The organism is Chryseobacterium sp. 2P, from assembly GCF_059579425.1.
The window spans coordinates 2654672-2670772 of the sequence record NZ_CM184194.1; the positions used below are offsets into that span (position 1 = coordinate 2654672).

Annotated in this window: 22 protein-coding genes; 2 read left to right on the forward strand and 20 right to left on the reverse strand. The window is 33.7% G+C overall.

Annotated features, from left to right (window positions below; translation table 11 throughout):
* Positions 1-85: 85 nt before the first annotated feature.
* The 15 genes from AC52CF_RS12090 to AC52CF_RS12160 all read right to left on the reverse strand — a co-directional run bounded on the left by AC52CF_RS12090 (position 86) and on the right by AC52CF_RS12160 (position 11779).
* Positions 86-340 (reverse strand): hypothetical protein, encoded by a 255-nt coding sequence (locus AC52CF_RS12090; RefSeq protein ID WP_336689370.1) that lies wholly within the window; start codon positions 338-340, stop codon positions 86-88.
* Positions 321-641: a hypothetical protein gene (locus AC52CF_RS12095; protein WP_496517157.1), complete on the reverse strand. Its 321-nt coding sequence runs from the start codon at positions 639-641 to the stop codon at positions 321-323. The genes AC52CF_RS12090 and AC52CF_RS12095 overlap by 20 nt, the downstream gene beginning before the upstream one ends.
* Positions 642-844: 203 nt before the next feature.
* Positions 845-1417, reverse strand: coding sequence for a hypothetical protein (locus AC52CF_RS12100; RefSeq protein ID WP_496517158.1), 573 nt, complete (start codon positions 1415-1417; stop codon positions 845-847).
* Positions 1418-1433: 16 nt separating this feature from the next.
* Positions 1434-1940: a DUF4468 domain-containing protein gene (locus AC52CF_RS12105; RefSeq protein WP_496517159.1), complete on the reverse strand. Its 507-nt coding sequence runs from the start codon at positions 1938-1940 to the stop codon at positions 1434-1436.
* A gap of 16 nt (positions 1941-1956) precedes the next feature.
* Positions 1957-2784, reverse strand: coding sequence for a hypothetical protein (locus AC52CF_RS12110; RefSeq protein WP_496517160.1), 828 nt, complete (start codon positions 2782-2784; stop codon positions 1957-1959).
* A gap of 52 nt (positions 2785-2836) precedes the next feature.
* Positions 2837-3259 carry a hypothetical protein gene (locus AC52CF_RS12115; RefSeq protein ID WP_496517161.1) on the reverse strand — a complete coding sequence of 141 codons (423 nt, stop codon included), beginning with the start codon at positions 3257-3259 and terminating at the stop codon, positions 2837-2839.
* Between the two features lie 2 nt (positions 3260-3261).
* Entirely contained in the window at positions 3262-3702 is a 441-nt protein-coding gene (locus tag AC52CF_RS12120) for a hypothetical protein (RefSeq protein ID WP_496517162.1), read from the reverse strand.
* The gene (locus AC52CF_RS12125; protein WP_496517163.1) at positions 3683-4531 is read right to left on the reverse strand and encodes a hypothetical protein; all 849 of its coding nucleotides are present in this window, start codon (positions 4529-4531) and stop codon (positions 3683-3685) included. Before AC52CF_RS12125 ends, AC52CF_RS12120 begins: the two co-directional genes overlap by 20 nt.
* A complete protein-coding gene (locus tag AC52CF_RS12130) occupies positions 4528-5445 on the reverse strand; it encodes a DUF6712 family protein (protein ID WP_496517164.1) in 918 nt (305 codons plus the stop codon). Before AC52CF_RS12130 ends, AC52CF_RS12125 begins: the two co-directional genes overlap by 4 nt.
* Positions 5445-6785 carry a hypothetical protein gene (locus tag AC52CF_RS12135; protein WP_496517165.1) on the reverse strand — a complete coding sequence of 447 codons (1341 nt, stop codon included), beginning with the start codon at positions 6783-6785 and terminating at the stop codon, positions 5445-5447. The genes AC52CF_RS12130 and AC52CF_RS12135 overlap by 1 nt, the downstream gene beginning before the upstream one ends.
* A gap of 370 nt (positions 6786-7155) precedes the next feature.
* Positions 7156-7968 carry a hypothetical protein gene (locus tag AC52CF_RS12140; RefSeq protein ID WP_496517166.1) on the reverse strand — a complete coding sequence of 271 codons (813 nt, stop codon included), beginning with the start codon at positions 7966-7968 and terminating at the stop codon, positions 7156-7158.
* A 53-nt stretch (positions 7969-8021) separates the two neighbouring features.
* On the reverse strand, positions 8022-10106 hold the full coding sequence (locus AC52CF_RS12145; protein WP_496517167.1) for a coiled-coil domain-containing protein: 2085 nt from the start codon (positions 10104-10106) through the stop codon (positions 8022-8024).
* Between the two features lie 2 nt (positions 10107-10108).
* Positions 10109-10921 (reverse strand): Clp protease/crotonase-like domain-containing protein, encoded by an 813-nt coding sequence (locus AC52CF_RS12150; RefSeq protein WP_496517168.1) that lies wholly within the window; start codon positions 10919-10921, stop codon positions 10109-10111.
* Positions 10922-11030: 109 nt separating this feature from the next.
* Entirely contained in the window at positions 11031-11408 is a 378-nt protein-coding gene (locus tag AC52CF_RS12155) for a hypothetical protein (protein ID WP_496517169.1), read from the reverse strand.
* Positions 11409-11590: 182 nt separating this feature from the next.
* A complete protein-coding gene (locus AC52CF_RS12160) occupies positions 11591-11779 on the reverse strand; it encodes a type II toxin-antitoxin system HicA family toxin (protein ID WP_496517170.1) in 189 nt (62 codons plus the stop codon).
* Positions 11780-11926: 147 nt separating this feature from the next.
* On the opposite strand from AC52CF_RS12160, the gene AC52CF_RS12165 reads away from it, so the two are divergent.
* Positions 11927-12142 carry a hypothetical protein gene (locus AC52CF_RS12165; protein WP_336689385.1) on the forward strand — a complete coding sequence of 72 codons (216 nt, stop codon included), beginning with the start codon at positions 11927-11929 and terminating at the stop codon, positions 12140-12142.
* A 9-nt stretch (positions 12143-12151) separates the two neighbouring features.
* The gene (locus AC52CF_RS12170) at positions 12152-12376 is read left to right on the forward strand and encodes a hypothetical protein (protein WP_496517171.1); all 225 of its coding nucleotides are present in this window, start codon (positions 12152-12154) and stop codon (positions 12374-12376) included.
* Positions 12377-12402: 26 nt separating this feature from the next.
* Here AC52CF_RS12170 and AC52CF_RS12175 read toward each other — a convergent pair whose 3' ends face one another.
* The 5 genes from AC52CF_RS12175 to AC52CF_RS12195 all read right to left on the reverse strand — a co-directional run bounded on the left by AC52CF_RS12175 (position 12403) and on the right by AC52CF_RS12195 (position 16091).
* Complete coding sequence (locus AC52CF_RS12175; protein ID WP_496517172.1) at positions 12403-12957, reverse strand: glycoside hydrolase family 19 protein; 555 nt, start codon at positions 12955-12957, stop codon at positions 12403-12405.
* The gene (locus AC52CF_RS12180) at positions 12950-13486 is read right to left on the reverse strand and encodes a hypothetical protein (RefSeq protein ID WP_496517173.1); all 537 of its coding nucleotides are present in this window, start codon (positions 13484-13486) and stop codon (positions 12950-12952) included. Before AC52CF_RS12180 ends, AC52CF_RS12175 begins: the two co-directional genes overlap by 8 nt.
* Positions 13464-13874 carry a hypothetical protein gene (locus AC52CF_RS12185; protein WP_496517174.1) on the reverse strand — a complete coding sequence of 137 codons (411 nt, stop codon included), beginning with the start codon at positions 13872-13874 and terminating at the stop codon, positions 13464-13466. Before AC52CF_RS12185 ends, AC52CF_RS12180 begins: the two co-directional genes overlap by 23 nt.
* Entirely contained in the window at positions 13871-14236 is a 366-nt protein-coding gene (locus AC52CF_RS12190) for a hypothetical protein (protein WP_496517175.1), read from the reverse strand. Before AC52CF_RS12190 ends, AC52CF_RS12185 begins: the two co-directional genes overlap by 4 nt.
* A gap of 64 nt (positions 14237-14300) precedes the next feature.
* Positions 14301-16091 carry a hypothetical protein gene (locus AC52CF_RS12195; RefSeq protein ID WP_496517176.1) on the reverse strand — a complete coding sequence of 597 codons (1791 nt, stop codon included), beginning with the start codon at positions 16089-16091 and terminating at the stop codon, positions 14301-14303.
* Between the last annotated feature and the right edge of the window lie 10 nt (positions 16092-16101).

Genomic DNA, 16101 nt, shown 5'->3' on the forward strand with positions numbered 1-16101 from the left:
ATTATTTTTTAATGCAAATGTTCGCAATTGCTTGCAATTGCTTTGTTACATTAAAAAAGCCCGCAACAATTGCGGACTTAAAAAATTACAGATTCGTTATTTTCTTGAGCAGACTCGGGTTCTTATATAAAATACGCAGGATAGATCTGCTTGCAATATGAAACTCGGATCTCATCTGTTTTTCTTCTTTACAGAGATCGCCGGACTGCAAATTGGCATCTTCGAAGACATGAAATATCATATCTTCAATTTCTTCCGGAGAATATCCAATAAATAATCTTTTGATAATGGTAATGAGTTGTTTTTCTTCACGATTTTCCTCAGTGTGTACATCTTTCATGATTAGGTTGTTTTGTAATTGAACTATAAGAACGTACCAATCGTATATATGCTAACACAAAATTATTATGAATCGCATAATGCTCAGCGCCTGAAGATGTGATAACGGATAATCTTACACTTCCGTTTTTCAATGTTCTTAATCTGAAGGAACTCAGTTTATTCTTGCGAAAGAATTCGCACGGGGTATCTATTTTTTCAGTTTTATCTGCTGTAAAACCTTTGGCAGCCTGTTCGCCGGCAAAACGGAAAATATCCATAAATGATGGATTATCTTCTAAATTGATTGTTGAGTTTCGCATTTTTATAATCTATTTAAAAGTTCCTCTGTAAACCACGGACAAAAAAAATACCTTGACATCCGTGGTAGTCGCGAAACTCAACAAATCCAAAGGAATTGTACCACATCAGCCAAGGCTAATTTATTTTAAATTAAAAAAATTTAGGAATTTTAAAGACTTCCTTTGGTCTTATTGAGTTTCGCTACAGCAAATATATAAATAAATTATGTTAGTTTAAAATAAATTATAGCAAGAAGTACAATAACAACAGCAATAATACATCCAACAGCCGAATTATTTGAATCAACTTTCTGCTTATCATCCTGATTTTTTTGAATTAATCTGACTTCTTCCATAAGCTCTGGATTTGCTTCGATCTCTTTCCAAAATTTTAACAGATTATATTTAACATTTGTAAAATATTGAAATGAATCTTTAGAATCTGACTGAATAATCATTTGATCTTCCAATCCTATATCATTTTTATATTTGAAAATAATGTAAGACAAAGAAAAAGTTTCTCTTTTTTTCCATGCTAAGGCAAAAATACCTACTAACAATAATCTTGAAATACTAACTCTACTATCAATTGTGGACTGATCTTCAACGTAAATATCAATGAGTTCTTCTTTTTTAATCCTAAATCTTTCCTGATATTTTTCATCCTTGAAGACTATAGAATTGTTATCCGGAAAAAATCTAACTAAAAAAGATTCATTTAAATTTGGAATACCCTGAATATAATTTGCATTATATAAATAAATATTAGTGTTTAGAAAAAAATTATAGTTTTCCATATATGTTTAGAGTTTTTTACCAATCTTCTTTTTTACCTTTTAAAGATTCAATTAGATCATTTAAAAATTTCGCTGTATAATCCTCTATATCATTAAAAAACCTCTGAGACTCGTTTGTTTCTCTTTTTTCTCCTGATCCCTTAAAACAAGCACTATAAACAAATCGATCAAGTCCCTTAAGATCATTTACTGTTATTCTTACTTTACCATCTTTTATATCTATCTGCATTGTGTAAGATAACTGTAAAGTTGTACTTCCGAAAACTCCTTTAGACGGGATTTTCCAGAAAGAACGGATTCGTATTAATTCTCCAGGAATTTTGGATTTAAGAATGATATCTGGATTTTTAAAAGTTTGATTAACCCATTTAAGAGAATTTGCGTAAATCTGATCGGCTTTTAGACTGTCAACTTTAATTATATTCTCAGATAAAATTAACTCTTCCGGAGCTGCTGTAACTTTGATTTGAGAAAAAGTAAACATCCCCAAAAATATCATGAAAATTAAAAGTATTTTTTTCATAGTAATATATTTTAAATTATAATAGACTTTCCAGTTCATAGAGCTTATCTTCATCTATCCAAAGACTCTGGGTGAAGGGAATCGTCTTAATTTTCCCATCCATATATTGAATTTGGATACTGACCATCTTAAGATATTCTACGATATCTGTAAGCCATACCATATCAAACTTCCAGGAACCTTTTGCAAAACTCTCAACCGGTCCTATTCCCCGGCTTGTTTTATTAGTACCAACTTTGTCCCTTACAGGATTTTGACCGTAATAAGTGAATGTAATATACTTTATTGTTTTTTTTGATACATTCAAAATTTTGAATTCAGCTCCTGTTGTAGAATACCCTTCTGTTGGATTTGCATTAATAATAGCGATACCATATTTCTCAAAAGTCCTTAAATAACTGAAAAGTTCAGATTTTTTATCTTCCGAGGTATGGAAAGCAAGTTTAGGACTGTAAGACTGCATTATATTTTTCTGGCTGTCGGACAGCTTCTGAAATTTTTCATAAAATTCTGAAACCGAAACATTTTCATGATCAAAAAGGAGAATCTTATCCGGTTTCGCGTCTACATATCCTACTTTATCTGCAAAATGAATTTTGAGGAAGTACTCATCTTCTCTGTATGTTGATTTACACTTGTAGATATCGCTTATATAAAGAATATCTTTTTCGTTAATTCCCTGAATATAATCACCTTTTGTAAAGCAGGTCTGGCTGGAATAATCTGTATACACCAATGACTTATCCAATAAGGAAAGATTTGTTGCAGCGATAATAGTATCCTTTTCTGCCTGACTAAATACTAAAAACGGACAGAGCAATAGAATTAAAAATAGCTTTTTCATGGTTAAATTTTTTCAAAAGTAATAAAAAAAAACCAGCATAAGTTTGCTGGTTTTATTGTCCTTTTAGAAGGTTATTTTCTCGTGCCATCTTTTCGAAAATTGCTTTCACTTCATCCGAGAATCCGAAAGCAAGCTGTCTTTGCAGATATTTTTTGTGCCGGAAAAGAGGTTTATTGTGAATTGGCAAAGATTTTTTCTGATTTCTTCCCGCACGCATTTTCTTTGTAGATGGATTATATCCTCTTCTGGCTCTTTTAGATTTCATATCAATAAAACGTACATTGATATTATGAGTATATGTAAGTGTATCTCCGGAAACAGTCATCGTCCTTTTATTCCACGCAGCATTCGCAAAACCCTTCATTTCTTTAGCAGTATCTGCCATCATCACTTTTGCCTGATCCTGAAGAGTTTTCTGGATGAAGAGCCCTTCAATTACTCCGATATCGGAATTCCTTCGATTTAGCAATGACATAATTATTCAGTTATAATATCCAACGCCCAGCCATTACACTGAGATACCTTCTTTACCGGATCTATTACAAGCCCGTTAATATCTAAATTACTAAGCGTAGGATAACATCCATCTTCGACTTTACCAATAAGAAAATCGCGCACCTTTTCAATAACAACTAAAGTTCTTTGATAGAGTAAAACAAACTCATCATTATTGAGTGCCGAATAATCCGTTTTTTCTATGACCTGAAGTTGGAATATAGGAAGCATTTTGAATTTTCCTATTTCCCCAGAATGCTGATAAGAAGGGATAATACCAACCAACGCCATATTATCGGAATTACCCATATCCGCTGCAAAGTCAGCCAAATCTGAATCATCTATAAGCGATATCGTTCTGTTTATTTCCGGAATTTCAGATTTTATTTCTGATAAAAGTTCCTTAAGCTCTAGTGGAGTCATTGTTTTTAGTTCTTGCTTTTTCGTCGAGTTCTTTTTTCTTCAGTTCATACAGTCTTACCAGAACCAGCCACATGTTTGTTTCCCGAACCGAGTTGTATGGTCCGAAAACCTGACTTTCTGCCAAATCCGAAATTGTATTCCGGAGACCGGTTCCCGGAATATCACTCTCAAACTTATCGTCTGATTTATAAATAATCGAAAGATCGATAGTGTTTCCCATCACATCAATTTCACCTCCTAAAACATAGGTCTGCATAGAAGAGAAAAACAGATAAAATCCGTATAGATATCTGATATCAACAAACTTTAAAGTATGCTGAGATCTCAGCCTGGCTTTTTTATAACTGTATATCTCCCCTTTTCTCAAATGAAATATGCAGAAGAGCATGCGCAACGCTTTGATATCACCTGTATTCGAGTAATAAAGATATTCATCTAAGCCATCGCAATACTGTGCAAAGGTAACATCCGCAAAATTATCTTCAGGCCCGTAATATTTCCAGAAGAGTCTGTAAACAGGATTATGATTTTTTGTAAAATCCAATTTAATATTTACAATATTTTGCTCTTCATCCATTTCGAAAAACCTATTGACATAAGATGATAACTGAATAATGTTCGCAAGCTTTTCAGGATTTTGTTTTTTGGATCTTTTCAGGTTTAAAAGTTTATAAACCGCCCATATTTTCATATCTCTGAAACTTAACTTTCCTTCTTTAGCAAGGAAAAGAAGTTTTGCAAAATCCCTGTATTGCTGTGCGTCACACTCAGCCAGTTCTTCCGGCATGTAGAGATATTTTTTCTTGTGAGGTATTTCTATTGCAATCATGTGCTTACAAAATTATCGTCATCATTAAAATCAAAATCCGGAAGTCTGAATTCTTCGGTTGGTAAAGTCTGTCTGAAGGAAGACATTTCTGCTTCCATTTTCTTCATGTAGCGCTTTGCATCTTTTTCAAAAATGAGAGCAAATTCAGCCGGTAAAATTCCTGTGGATCTGTTTGATTTATCTGATTCCGAAGCTTCGGTTGTTCTGAAGGTTGACTTTGGGAACATCTGGATATCCAGATGACGCAAGCCCCAATCTATAGAATAATATACTGCAGCTTTCTGAGAATAATTAAAAAGAACTGTCTTTAGCTTCAGATCATCTCTATTTTCGTAGAGTTCCGAACCAATACGCGGAAGGAGCTCAAGTTCTTCAAACTCCCGTAATCCGGGCAAAAGATTCAGGTACAAAAAATAAGAGTCATTCAGTCCGAAGTGTTTCTCAAAATCTGCGAGCGTTGGAACAATTAAATTGTTATGCTGAAATTTCTCAAGATTAATACTTAAATTATTCTTGACCATGAATTTTAAAAGCAGATTCATGTGACGGTAAAAAAAACGTTCCAGAGATTCGTTGTGATTTGCGATTTGCCATTCGAAAGCTCCTACCTCATAATCATCACGTCTCATAGTTCTGCCTTTGTTAGTCATCGCCAGATCTCCCGTAGGCGCGTACAGAATATATGATTTAAAAGCAATAGCAAATCTTACCAGTTCTGAAAAACGCTGAAAGCTTTCCGGGATAATGTCTCCGGATATCAGATCATAATTATCCAGACCGATGATTTCAATGATATCGTCTGTCGCTAACTCAAGAGAGGGACGGATCTTATCCCACGAAAGATCTGCATCTACAATTCCGACAGTTTTCTTAAAATCCTGTGAAAAATTTTCCTGTTTAAATAACATTTTCATTATCTGGGAGCTATTAAGTTTCTTTGACTTTGTGAGACATCTTCCTGGCGTTTTGTTTCGTCATGATATAATCCCATTTTAAGTTTTTTATTTGGAAAATTTGCCTTTATTGCAGCATTGATTACTTCCATAATCACCATTTCAGGCATATCAATTCCTGTTTGCAGATAATTATTAAGTGCGTAATACTGCTCGGATCCGGAATTGCTTCCGGATTCTGAAATATTCCCGATTGCATTATGTACACCAACTCCGGTTGCTGTAGATTTATCGGCTTTATTAGCAATTGCGATCTGAGCATTTACCGTATCCTGCATTTTTTGGTCGATAACCGTAATTTTCCAACCCATTTCTATAATGTTCATTCCTTCGATTACCAAAACCTGCTCAGAATGCCAAAACTTTCCTGTATTTTCCAAACCAGACAAAACCTTTTCGATGGATTTAAGCATTTTGCGCTTAAAACTTTTAAACATGGATTCTTTATAATCAATATTCTTATCGGTACATTCATCTTTAATTTCGTCGCGTTTTTGGTCCCAAAATTCTTTCGGTGAAGTGATATGATATTTTATGTTGATTGAATTTTTACTCAATGCAGCCAAAAATTTGGGGACATTCGTAGACTGAATAATCCATGGAATTGATCCCAAAATATGAGGAATACTGAAGAATGAAGAAGCGAATGTATATAAATTCGAATACTTCATGCTCAGCGGATATCTAAACGGATCGTATTTGTCAAAAAAGGGAAAAGCATCATAAGTTTGAGGCTCATTTTCTCTGGCTAATAAAATATGCGTCGGTGTGTATTGCTTTCCGGCTACAAGTGGTTTCCGATCAGGAGAAACATGTTCAAGTGATTTTATTCTCGGAGCTCTGCCAATTCTCCAAGCACGGTTCTGAATCACTTTTGTAAAATAACTTTCAATATGTGAAAAGTCGGTTGTACATTTTGCTAAATATCCTTCATAATCCCAGGTATCAAGCCAGGCTTGAATCTCCGGATCTGATTTATATTCTCGGAAAAGTAATCCTTTTTCATCAAATTTTTCTTCATAAAGCTTAGGACCTTTTCCCCAGTTCATTCCTGTTTTTTTATTTAAGATACCTGGAGCAATAGAATTGGAATAGACAATATTCCGGATCTGAAGTGGAAGATCATTATTTTCACCATAAGGAAAAACTTTCCAGTCTCCATAAGTAGTCTGGAAAACTGAAGGAGAAAAAACATCCATAGAAAAGTACGGATCATTCTGCTGTCTTTTTTTATCTATAACCTCAAATGTAAAGGCGCTCTGCCCATTTACAATCGCATCATCTCCTAAGAATTCTATCATGGGTAATTTTATAATTTTTCACGGTCATTAACAGAGGAAGCCAAAACTGTTTTCTTTCGCCAGTATCCGTATTTTCATAAGCTATAAGATTCTTCGCATATTTAGATTTGCTGTTCGGCATTCCCTTGGTTAATATTCCATTTTTAACTTTTATTAAACCACCGGAAATTTTCCGGGATCTGTCACACGAAATAAAGCTGAAGGAAACAGGAAAATTTTCTGCAGAAAGCTTTCTCATCAAGCGAAGAGCATCGTATATATTTATCTCTTCCATAAAACAAAAATAAAATGAATACATATGAAACATTGTTACATCAAAAAAGCTGCATCAAAAGACACAGCTTCTCAATTTAAAATACAATATAACCAACTACTTTCTGGATGCTTCTACTAAATAAGTTTTTTCCGCCTTTACTACTCTTAGATTAATAATTGAATCTTTAAGACCGATCCAGTTTGTCGCTTCTTTTAAAAGAACCGGAACAGATCCTGAAGGTGTATTTTTCAAAACGTACGGAGCAGCTCCTCCGCCTCCAATGACCGTAACAATCTGATCATGTTCAAAGTCCGAAGATGTAAATTCCACATCTGCAGTTATTGCAGCAGCTGCCAGTTGATACATAGGACCGTTTGCTTTAGCAAGAATAATATTTTCATCTGCAACAGCTTTTGGCTCAGCAAAAGAAACATCTCCGGAATAGAATTTAATAAAATCCCTGTTGATCATTTCCTGCTCGAAAGTTAATGTATTGACATTTCCATCCTTATCGTCTTTTCCAGCTGCAGATAAAATCAACGGATGACATTCGGATCCCATTACCTTCATTTCCTCTTCACCGCCGCAACCACCATAAATAAGAACAAACCCCTCACCCATATTCTTTTTAATAAACGACAACGCTTCTTTTGTTGTACCCGGGTGTTCACCAACATATTTATTCATTGCTCCTTTTCCGTCCGGATTTCCTGAAGACTCATAAGTTGCTGCCTGAGTGGGAGCTGTCATATAGATGCGGAAGAAATTTGTTCCAGGTTTGAAAACAAAATTTCCAACTAAGGTTACACCATCTTCAGCGACGGAAGGCCAGGAAATTATATCATCTACAAAAGCGGCAATTGTATTGGCTTTTTTGGGAGTGGGAGTTCCTGCATTATTTTTTGATTTTTTTAAATCAGTTCTCATAATTTAAAACCGATTGGCCTATACATCGGGAGGTTTTTGGTTATTATAATTTTTTACCCTCTTGAAACTTCATTCCAGAATCCATCGATGAAAATAAGATCAATCCATTTTGCATGGGAATCCATCACGTAAGTGCTTGCAACTTTTATATTGCCTAAAGTTTTTACACTCAATGCGGAACCTGATGCTGCACCTCCAAAAATTCTGATTGTATTTCCTTCAGATCCTCCGGCAATTGATGCAAGATCTACTGCTGCATCACCCATATATATGAATTTATCTGAATCTGCATAATCAATTGTAGTATCATTGAATTCTACCTGATTTGTTACCGTTTCCGGAGCCGTAGTTCTGGAAACTTCCTTCCAAGTATTACCTTGTTTGATCAGTGTCAAAGTTCCTCCGGATTTCAAATCAAAATCAGTTGAAGTAAGAACTAATTCTGAATTTTTCTTAACTTTCGTGTTACCAGGTAGAGAGATATTCCCTCTGATGAAAAGATAGTTTCCGATATTTCCTTTAATGGAAGTAATATCTGTAGTAAAGTCAGGTGTCGGTGTAATCCTGTTGTGATTTGCATTTACCACTCCATTTCCAAAATCGAAAACAGGGATGAAGAAATTTTTGTCAAACAAAGGTTCAAAATTTGACCATACAGCCTGTAGTTCATATTTTAAAGGATTATCATCCGTAGTTTCCAAGCCAATATGATTTAATCCAATTCCTAGTTTGTAATCTGCAAATGCATATACATCTCTCAGGAACTTTTCAAACGTTAGTTTTGATTTTTCCTCAGGAAGAAATTCTAACGGCTTTACATTATCTTTGAAAGTCACAAAAATAAATTTAGAACCTTCAAGCTGCACGACAGGAACAAATTCTATATTAGGATAATCTCTCGGGTTTTTTATTAATCCTGTGAAATCGTTATTACCTCCATACAATTCACGGTCTCTAGTTTGATATTTTCTGATCCAATACGGAGCAAGGTCCATCTGAAGATCCATATTTCTCACATCAATCGGTAAAGACTGGATCATATTATCAATATAATCGCAAACATTAGATTCGGTAAGTTCCCCAAGATAAAAAGCTCTGTACTTTTTATCAATATCCCTTGCATTAAAAAGAATTTTAAGAACCCCATTATTTCGGATCAGATAACTAACTGGCTTATCGTAGTTTTCAGGTTTTTCTGAAAATACTCCTCTTACTAAAACATCAGCATCTTCAGATCTTGCTTTCTCAAGATATTTAACAATTAGAAATTCTATAAAGCTCATTTTATAAGCCTGAGAACCTTCCTTATTGAAATTGTGAAGCCAGGAATTTTCTAGCGCCTGAAGTGTCCAGTAATTGAACTGAAGATCAATCTGCGTTGGTTTTACCTCCATTACCTCCGGCTTGATTGTTACACCTCCTTTAGCCACCCAAATAGCTTTTCTAGGTTGAGTAACTTCTTCCACGGAGATGGTAGCTGATAACAATCTATCTGATACTCCAAAAATTGTATTTTGTTTCCAAAGTTCTGGCAGATTATATTTTTTATCAAAAATTGAATCAAACTTAGAAGGATATTCAGCTACAAATCCTTTGATATCTTCATTTAAGGTATTTATTACCATATCATTTTTGAAATCTGTAGCCGGAGCCGAAAGACCGGCAACAGCTCTTGCATTCCAAGGACGATCCATTGCGAAAACCTGCCCTTGTAGCCCCATCAAAAACCCTGCAACCGCGACAATTTTTCCAGCTCCGAAAACCACAGCCGGACCGGCATTAACTGCTTCAACAATTGTTTCCGGAGAATCTGCAAGTTTTTCAATAATCTTATTCTTATCTACCACTTCTGACTGAAGAGTACTTACCTGAGTCGTTAAGTTTTCTACTTGAGCTGTAACTGCCTGATTTTCCTGATTAGCAGTTGCCAATTGACTTTGAACTTCTCTTAATTGAGTTTGAGCGTCCGCAACCCCAGCAAGTTCATTGTTTGCCTGCTCAATGAGTGTCGCCGCTTCTTCTGTACCTAAAAGACTTTTAAGCTTATTTTGCTGCTCTTCTGAAAGATCTACTTTATTATCTTTCTGCTCTACTTTTGCAAGGCCTAAAAACCTCGCTAACATGGTTAAAAATTTCATAATTATTTAGACTTTAATTTTTTAAGTTCTGATTTTGCAACAACCCAGTTGTAAGCGTCGTTTATATTTCCAATACTGTCGGCTAATTTATTTGTGATTGCATCCTGAGCTGAATAAGTTGCTCCTTTCAAAATTTCAGGTTTTACAGATGGCCGTTTTTCTGATACTGAAGCTTGAAATCTTTGAGCTAATGGAATTAATTTTTGAATGTATAAATCATATTTTCCAGCAAGAGCGTCTATGAAATCCTGATTTTTTTCCGAAGATTCCGGAGGTCTAATGATGATCATTTCTCTTTCAGGTTTTTCAAACATAATCATAGCCCCAATTGAACCAACTTCTGCAGTTAAATCATTTGAAAGCATTAAATGTTCTCCTATAAGAACAGCCGCCCAATAATGAGCGGAAAATGCTTTGTCGATTAAACAAATCGAAGGTTTAGTAAGTTTTGAAGAAAGATCAATAAATAAAGGCATAGCATCAGCATTACCTCCATATCCGTCAATATGGAAAATTATTCCAAGAGAATCAGGATCGCGATCTATTTTAATAGCTTCTTCACAAATGCTGTCTGCCCCGTTGGAGCACATTCCGGAATATTTAGTCATTATCCCGGTCATAGATATGTACCCAACTTTATTTAAAAGCGTGACATTTCCGGTTTGAGGATCTGCTTCAGGCTCACCGATAAACTTAGAAAGTAATGGTTTTTCTTCATTTACTTTTCCTCCAGCCAAAACAGTATCGACCATAGATTTAAGACGCTGCGGATCATCTGTAGTAAAAAGCCAGGTTCCTCCTAATATTTCAGACAATATTTTCATATCGCAAAACTATACGAGGCGGATTAAATGATGTGTTACATTAAAAAAGCAAAAGCGTCTGATTTTTCAGACGCTTTTAAATTTTCTATTTGTATTAAATTTATAGATCAATACTGGCTAGTTCTTCACCGTAAGATTTTATACTTTCAATGATTTTCCTGGCTTGTTCTTCAGAAGGATATTTTTCTCCTGATTTATATTGAGAAATTAAAGAATTATTTAGCTTGTACTTTTTACTAATTATAGAAATATTAATACCATTATAGTAAGACAAAAATTGTTGCAAATCAAACTTAATTGTAATATCGTTCAACGTTGCTAATTTTTTGCCTTCATGCTCTAGTAACAAGTTTAAAGAATCTAACATATTAATTTTTAATTCTTCGTAAGTATCCCCTGTCGTAGCAGCATTATAATTTTCTGCGTATGCAGAATATCCTGTATTTGTTTTTTCTACAATAAAAACTGCCTTTTTCATTGCATTATAGATTTATAAGTTTTAAGGTTTTTTATTTTTTATTATCAGAAACTGATAATATGGTCTTTTTGGTTCTTCATGACCTTATAATAATTCTATACATATGCGATCGCAGACTTTATCCTCCTGCTCCGGAGTTTTCATATAATTAAATTTATTTTTTGAAGGAAACCTTCTGGGAGCTATACTCCCAAAAGTTCCTTTCTAATTTTCTTCTCCATTCCCTTCGCCATTTCCTTTGACCCGTGATTGGGTACCGCCATTTGTTTTCCGGTAATTGGGCTGTACCAAATTTCATGGCTGCCTTTTCCCTCTCTCACTTTATAACAACCTGCTTTTTTCAGGTCTCTCAAAAGTTCGCTGCTTTTCATAACTCTTGTTTTTCATACTTCAAAGGTAAAATATTTTTTACTTATTTCCAAATATTTTTAATAAAAAGATAAAATATTTTTTACCTGAATAATAATATTACGGATAACCATATCTGATTATCAAAAGACTTTATTAATTTTATAATCATGAAAGAATTTAAAATAGAGGCACAGCACAGTATTATATTAGAAATAGTAAAAGCATTAAAATATAATATTTCCGGAATAGGACTAAGAAAAATTTATGATATTAAAATTGAAAGAGAAACTTACTTTAATTGCAAAATAATATTTACTGCTAAAGAAGGTAGAGAAATCGAAACCAAACACTTTTTTTATTTTGCATTGGATATTCATTTGTAAATTTAAAGTATGAAAACAAAACTAAGATTATTTTATGCTCCGTTAGAAGAACAATATTATATCCATTATTTCAGAGGCTATAGTTTTATTTTGTACAAAGTAGAAAATATAAATCCATTAAATATTATAGCTGTTGAAAGCTTTGGTGTAGTTCATACAGGCGAAAGAGAAACTATAAAAGCTGTTGAAGAATTTGCAAAATCTGAATTTGAAAAATTAAATTTCGGTTACTAAAAAACTTAAACTCGTCTAAGAATAAATCATTTGTTATTCGTTAACAATTCTTCGAAAAATTGAGCGTAAGATGCAATCAATTCCTGTTTATCAGTTCCATTAATACAACGTCTTGCACTTTTATAATCTTTAGATTTATCATTGATATAATCTGTAATTTTCTTTCCAGTAAAAGCTCCGGTTTTAAATCCGTCAATTAATATTTTAAAAGCATATTTGGGAAGCATAACCAGATCTGGATTTTTTACAAAGTCTTCTCCCAGATCCTTTGAAAATTTCTGGTAATTTTCTCTCCAAGTTATCTGAACGTAACCGCGACCGTAATACGGTGAATATTTTAGATTTTTTAATCTCCAGGATTCAGATAACCAATAAGCTTCTTTAACAGGTAAAAACGTAGCTTTCGTTTCATGAAATGTAGTTGCAAAAACGTAGGCCCATTGTGGAATTGTAAAATAATTCCATGTAGCATCCACAAAATCAAGGAAAATGGTTAATGCATTAACTTCTGACTGATCTAATTTTTTATTAGGATCAAGATTTGATCGATAGCAATCAAAGAAATTTTTTCTATTAATCATTATTATTAAGTGTTAAAATTTTCAAGACAGTAGAAGGCAGATGTTTTTTTACTATTTCCCAAACAATAATCCCTGCAATAAAAGAAACAACAATCATCCAAATGATATCGAAAAAGCTTATGCCGGATCTTTCTGTCTTTACTGATTTATAAGTAGTCACCGTTCGATATTTAGTCTGAGTATTATATACATTAACGTGATGATAAACTATATAATCAAAATACCGGCTCTCAGACTTAATTTCTTTTTTACTTTTATTTAACTCAATATCTGCAGAACCTGAAAATAATATATTTCCAAGCTGAAGCTGGTAGGGAGATCCGTTTGACGAAATTTTCATATTTTGATTTTCCAACAATTCGGATAAATCATTTTCACTAAAAGTAGTTTTGTAAAAATCAGTTTCAGATCTTCCGGAGTTTTTACTTTCGAATTCGAATTTTTGAGAAGATTCTTCTAAATTTTTCTTTCTTGAACCACAATCTACAGTTAATAGAAAAATCAAGCTAATCCAGATAAACTTTTTCATTATTTATAAATTTATATTTCCTGATTCTGTAGTCTTCTTTATGAAATAATCTTCCGGTCCATTTTCGCGGAATTGCCTCCCAATATTCAGGTTCATTGTTTGGCTTCAGTGCTTCAATTGAATCAAAAACTTTTACAATAATACTCTTATCAAAGTGTCTTAATTTTTTCTCGACTTCTTTTTTCCTTATTTCTTCTTTTATTAAAGCAATAATTCGTAACTGTTTCTGAATTTCTTTATTTTTAAGAAACTTAATACTATCAATACTCTTTTTCTTCTGCTCTATTGTAGCAGCTATTTCTTTCGCTTCCGTTGAAATTTGCAAGGTATCCTGCGAAAACACAATCAAAGGAAGTATGGTAAAAATTAATTTCAATAGTGTTTTCATTTTGATTGATTTAAAAGTTTATATGTTTCATTAAGTTGTTCTGTTCGCTTCCTCTCGTTTTCCAAATCTATCTTAGCATCCTTTTCCTCCTGGTCATATTTTGGTTGAACCGCTTCTTTCCATGCTTTAAAAACTTCTATACAGTTACGATCCTCTAATTTTTTCTGTAATGATTCTAAAGCAATTCTGTGATCAATTTCATTTTTATCAATTTTAGAATATAAGTCTGAAATTCTATTTTCATCGTTATAAATCCAGTAGCCTAAACCAAAGATCAGAAGAACATAGTATGTACTCCAGTTTTTTAAGAGCTTCCATATCTTTGGAATTAGCTCCAGTTTTTTTTCTATTTCTTCTGACATTATAAATTCATTTTTTTAACGAAACTTCGAGATTATTCATACAATCAAAAACACAAGCTCTTAGTTAATATAAAAGGTTTATGTTACCTGTATCGTCTTTAAATGAAAGTTTACCATTAGTTATGTCTAAAAATAAAGAATTGTTTAACACTCCTGCTGCTGCCTGTGGTGTAAATCTAATACCTCCATTATAAATTAAAATACCATTTCCGGCATAATCTCCCAGATATATTTCGTTGTACATTCCTGACCAAATTCTAATCTTTGAATCACTTACCAAACGTGGATTTAAACCCTTAAAACTATAATCAAAATAGCCTCCTCCATAATCTTTTATAGCAAATAAATCAGTCTCAGAACCGTCATTCTCTTTTCTAACTGTAACAAGCTCTTTATTGTTTTTGAAATATCTCTGAAATAATGAAATATCACTACTTTGATCTTTCATTTTTGCTGAATCAAAAACAGAAGAACCGTTGCTAACTATTAATTCAGATGCTTCTAATCGCTCAATTCTTGAGAGTTGCCCCTGATGGCTGGTGATCTCAACCTGATTTTTACTTCCGGTGATTGTTGGAATCAAAATCGGTGAACCCGCCGGAGAGTCTGCGGCTGCATCATTATGGAAACCATGAATTATCATATTATAATCCGAATCAATAAACTTATAGTAAGCCGTTGTAAAAGTATTTGCATCAAATAAATTATTGCTTATAAAGCTGTTATTGAATGCAACATAACCTTCAAAGAAGTGTTTGTAGTGTATCATTTCAACAAGATTATAAGCAAACACATTTCCTGCACAACTTTGATTTGAATTGGACGAATCTAATTTGATACATCCGCCATTTGCGTTACCGCATTGGAACCAAAATTTATTATTCTTAAATACTATTCCGTTACAATAGTTTTGCCCTACTAAGCCAAATCTGACATGATTAAACCAATTGGCTTCTATTACGGTTCCGTAGCCTTGAAAACCACCGTTAGGGTTATCACCTACCTCTGTAGGATCAGTTCCTCCCAGAAATATTATATCCTGATCGCACGCAGCACCGATCTTATTTGGATCACCGAGGAATGCATTCCGGTACAACCTAAGCGTTGTGTAAGTAGAGAAGATAAAAGGCGTATTGTCACCGGAAATATCCTGTAGTGTAATATCTTCCATTACTAAATTCCCAAGCCCGCGAGTAATAATTTTTGCGTCCATATAAGTTCCATTTCCATTGTATGCCAATTGAATTGTAGAACCCCTTTTGCCGTTTCCACCAATTTCTTTTCCATTGGCGTAAGCACCGTTCCCTAAAATACTCCAAGGTCTTTGAGTGGGCGTATTAACTTCTACCGTATATGGAAAAATGATTTGAACTTCAAAAATATAATCACCTTCAGCAGCAGGAAAAATAAACGCAGCTCCGGTTTTTTTTAATCGCTCTAAATTTCTCTGGAAAATTGCCCCGCAATTTTGTCCGGGAAGCATTCCGATATCACGTACATCAATGACGGCATCAAATATCTGAACGTAATATTTCCCATTTTCCTTGATATAGAATCCGTCTCCTGTCACATCCAAATCCGACATTAAATCGCCGTTATGGTTTAATTGAGTTTCGATGTATGTTAATGATTTTCCAGAATGTCTGCTAATTTTCTTGATAGTGTTTGAAGCTACTGGACTTTGTCCACTTGGTGTTACATTAAAATAATTGCGTTCTTTTAAAGTTAACCATGTATCGTCTTTTCGATTAATATGAATAGATCCGTCCGGAAGAATAAACAGCCCTTGTTTTCCGTCCAGTTCAGCTATTGTCGGAAGCTGATTAACCGTAATAGGAATTAAAAAGTTTGTCATAGTTTAGTTT

Bases quoted from the DNA above. Each gene is read 5' to 3' on its own strand.
- AC52CF_RS12090 (WP_336689370.1), bottom strand. From the start codon at position 340: ATGAAAGATGTACACACTGAGGAAAATCGTGAAGAAAAACAACTCATT.
- AC52CF_RS12095 (WP_496517157.1), bottom strand. From the start codon at position 641: ATGCGAAACTCAACAATCAATTTAGAAGATAATCCATCATTTATGGAT.
- AC52CF_RS12100 (WP_496517158.1), bottom strand. From the start codon at position 1,417: ATGGAAAACTATAATTTTTTTCTAAACACTAATATTTATTTATATAAT.
- AC52CF_RS12105 (WP_496517159.1), bottom strand. From the start codon at position 1,940: ATGAAAAAAATACTTTTAATTTTCATGATATTTTTGGGGATGTTTACT.
- AC52CF_RS12110 (WP_496517160.1), bottom strand. From the start codon at position 2,784: ATGAAAAAGCTATTTTTAATTCTATTGCTCTGTCCGTTTTTAGTATTT.
- AC52CF_RS12115 (WP_496517161.1), bottom strand. From the start codon at position 3,259: ATGTCATTGCTAAATCGAAGGAATTCCGATATCGGAGTAATTGAAGGG.
- AC52CF_RS12120 (WP_496517162.1), bottom strand. From the start codon at position 3,702: ATGACTCCACTAGAGCTTAAGGAACTTTTATCAGAAATAAAATCTGAA.
- AC52CF_RS12125 (WP_496517163.1), bottom strand. From the start codon at position 4,531: ATGATTGCAATAGAAATACCTCACAAGAAAAAATATCTCTACATGCCG.
- AC52CF_RS12130 (WP_496517164.1), bottom strand. From the start codon at position 5,445: ATGAAAATGTTATTTAAACAGGAAAATTTTTCACAGGATTTTAAGAAA.
- AC52CF_RS12135 (WP_496517165.1), bottom strand. From the start codon at position 6,785: ATGATAGAATTCTTAGGAGATGATGCGATTGTAAATGGGCAGAGCGCC.
- AC52CF_RS12140 (WP_496517166.1), bottom strand. From the start codon at position 7,968: ATGAGAACTGATTTAAAAAAATCAAAAAATAATGCAGGAACTCCCACT.
- AC52CF_RS12145 (WP_496517167.1), bottom strand. From the start codon at position 10,106: ATGAAATTTTTAACCATGTTAGCGAGGTTTTTAGGCCTTGCAAAAGTA.
- AC52CF_RS12155 (WP_496517169.1), bottom strand. From the start codon at position 11,408: ATGAAAAAGGCAGTTTTTATTGTAGAAAAAACAAATACAGGATATTCT.
- AC52CF_RS12160 (WP_496517170.1), bottom strand. From the start codon at position 11,779: ATGAAAAGCAGCGAACTTTTGAGAGACCTGAAAAAAGCAGGTTGTTAT.
- AC52CF_RS12165 (WP_336689385.1), top strand. From the start codon at position 11,927: ATGAAAGAATTTAAAATAGAGGCACAGCACAGTATTATATTAGAAATA.
- AC52CF_RS12170 (WP_496517171.1), top strand. From the start codon at position 12,152: ATGAAAACAAAACTAAGATTATTTTATGCTCCGTTAGAAGAACAATAT.
- AC52CF_RS12175 (WP_496517172.1), bottom strand. From the start codon at position 12,957: ATGATTAATAGAAAAAATTTCTTTGATTGCTATCGATCAAATCTTGAT.
- AC52CF_RS12180 (WP_496517173.1), bottom strand. From the start codon at position 13,486: ATGAAAAAGTTTATCTGGATTAGCTTGATTTTTCTATTAACTGTAGAT.
- AC52CF_RS12185 (WP_496517174.1), bottom strand. From the start codon at position 13,874: ATGAAAACACTATTGAAATTAATTTTTACCATACTTCCTTTGATTGTG.
- AC52CF_RS12190 (WP_496517175.1), bottom strand. From the start codon at position 14,236: ATGTCAGAAGAAATAGAAAAAAAACTGGAGCTAATTCCAAAGATATGG.
- AC52CF_RS12195 (WP_496517176.1), bottom strand. From the start codon at position 16,091: ATGACAAACTTTTTAATTCCTATTACGGTTAATCAGCTTCCGACAATA.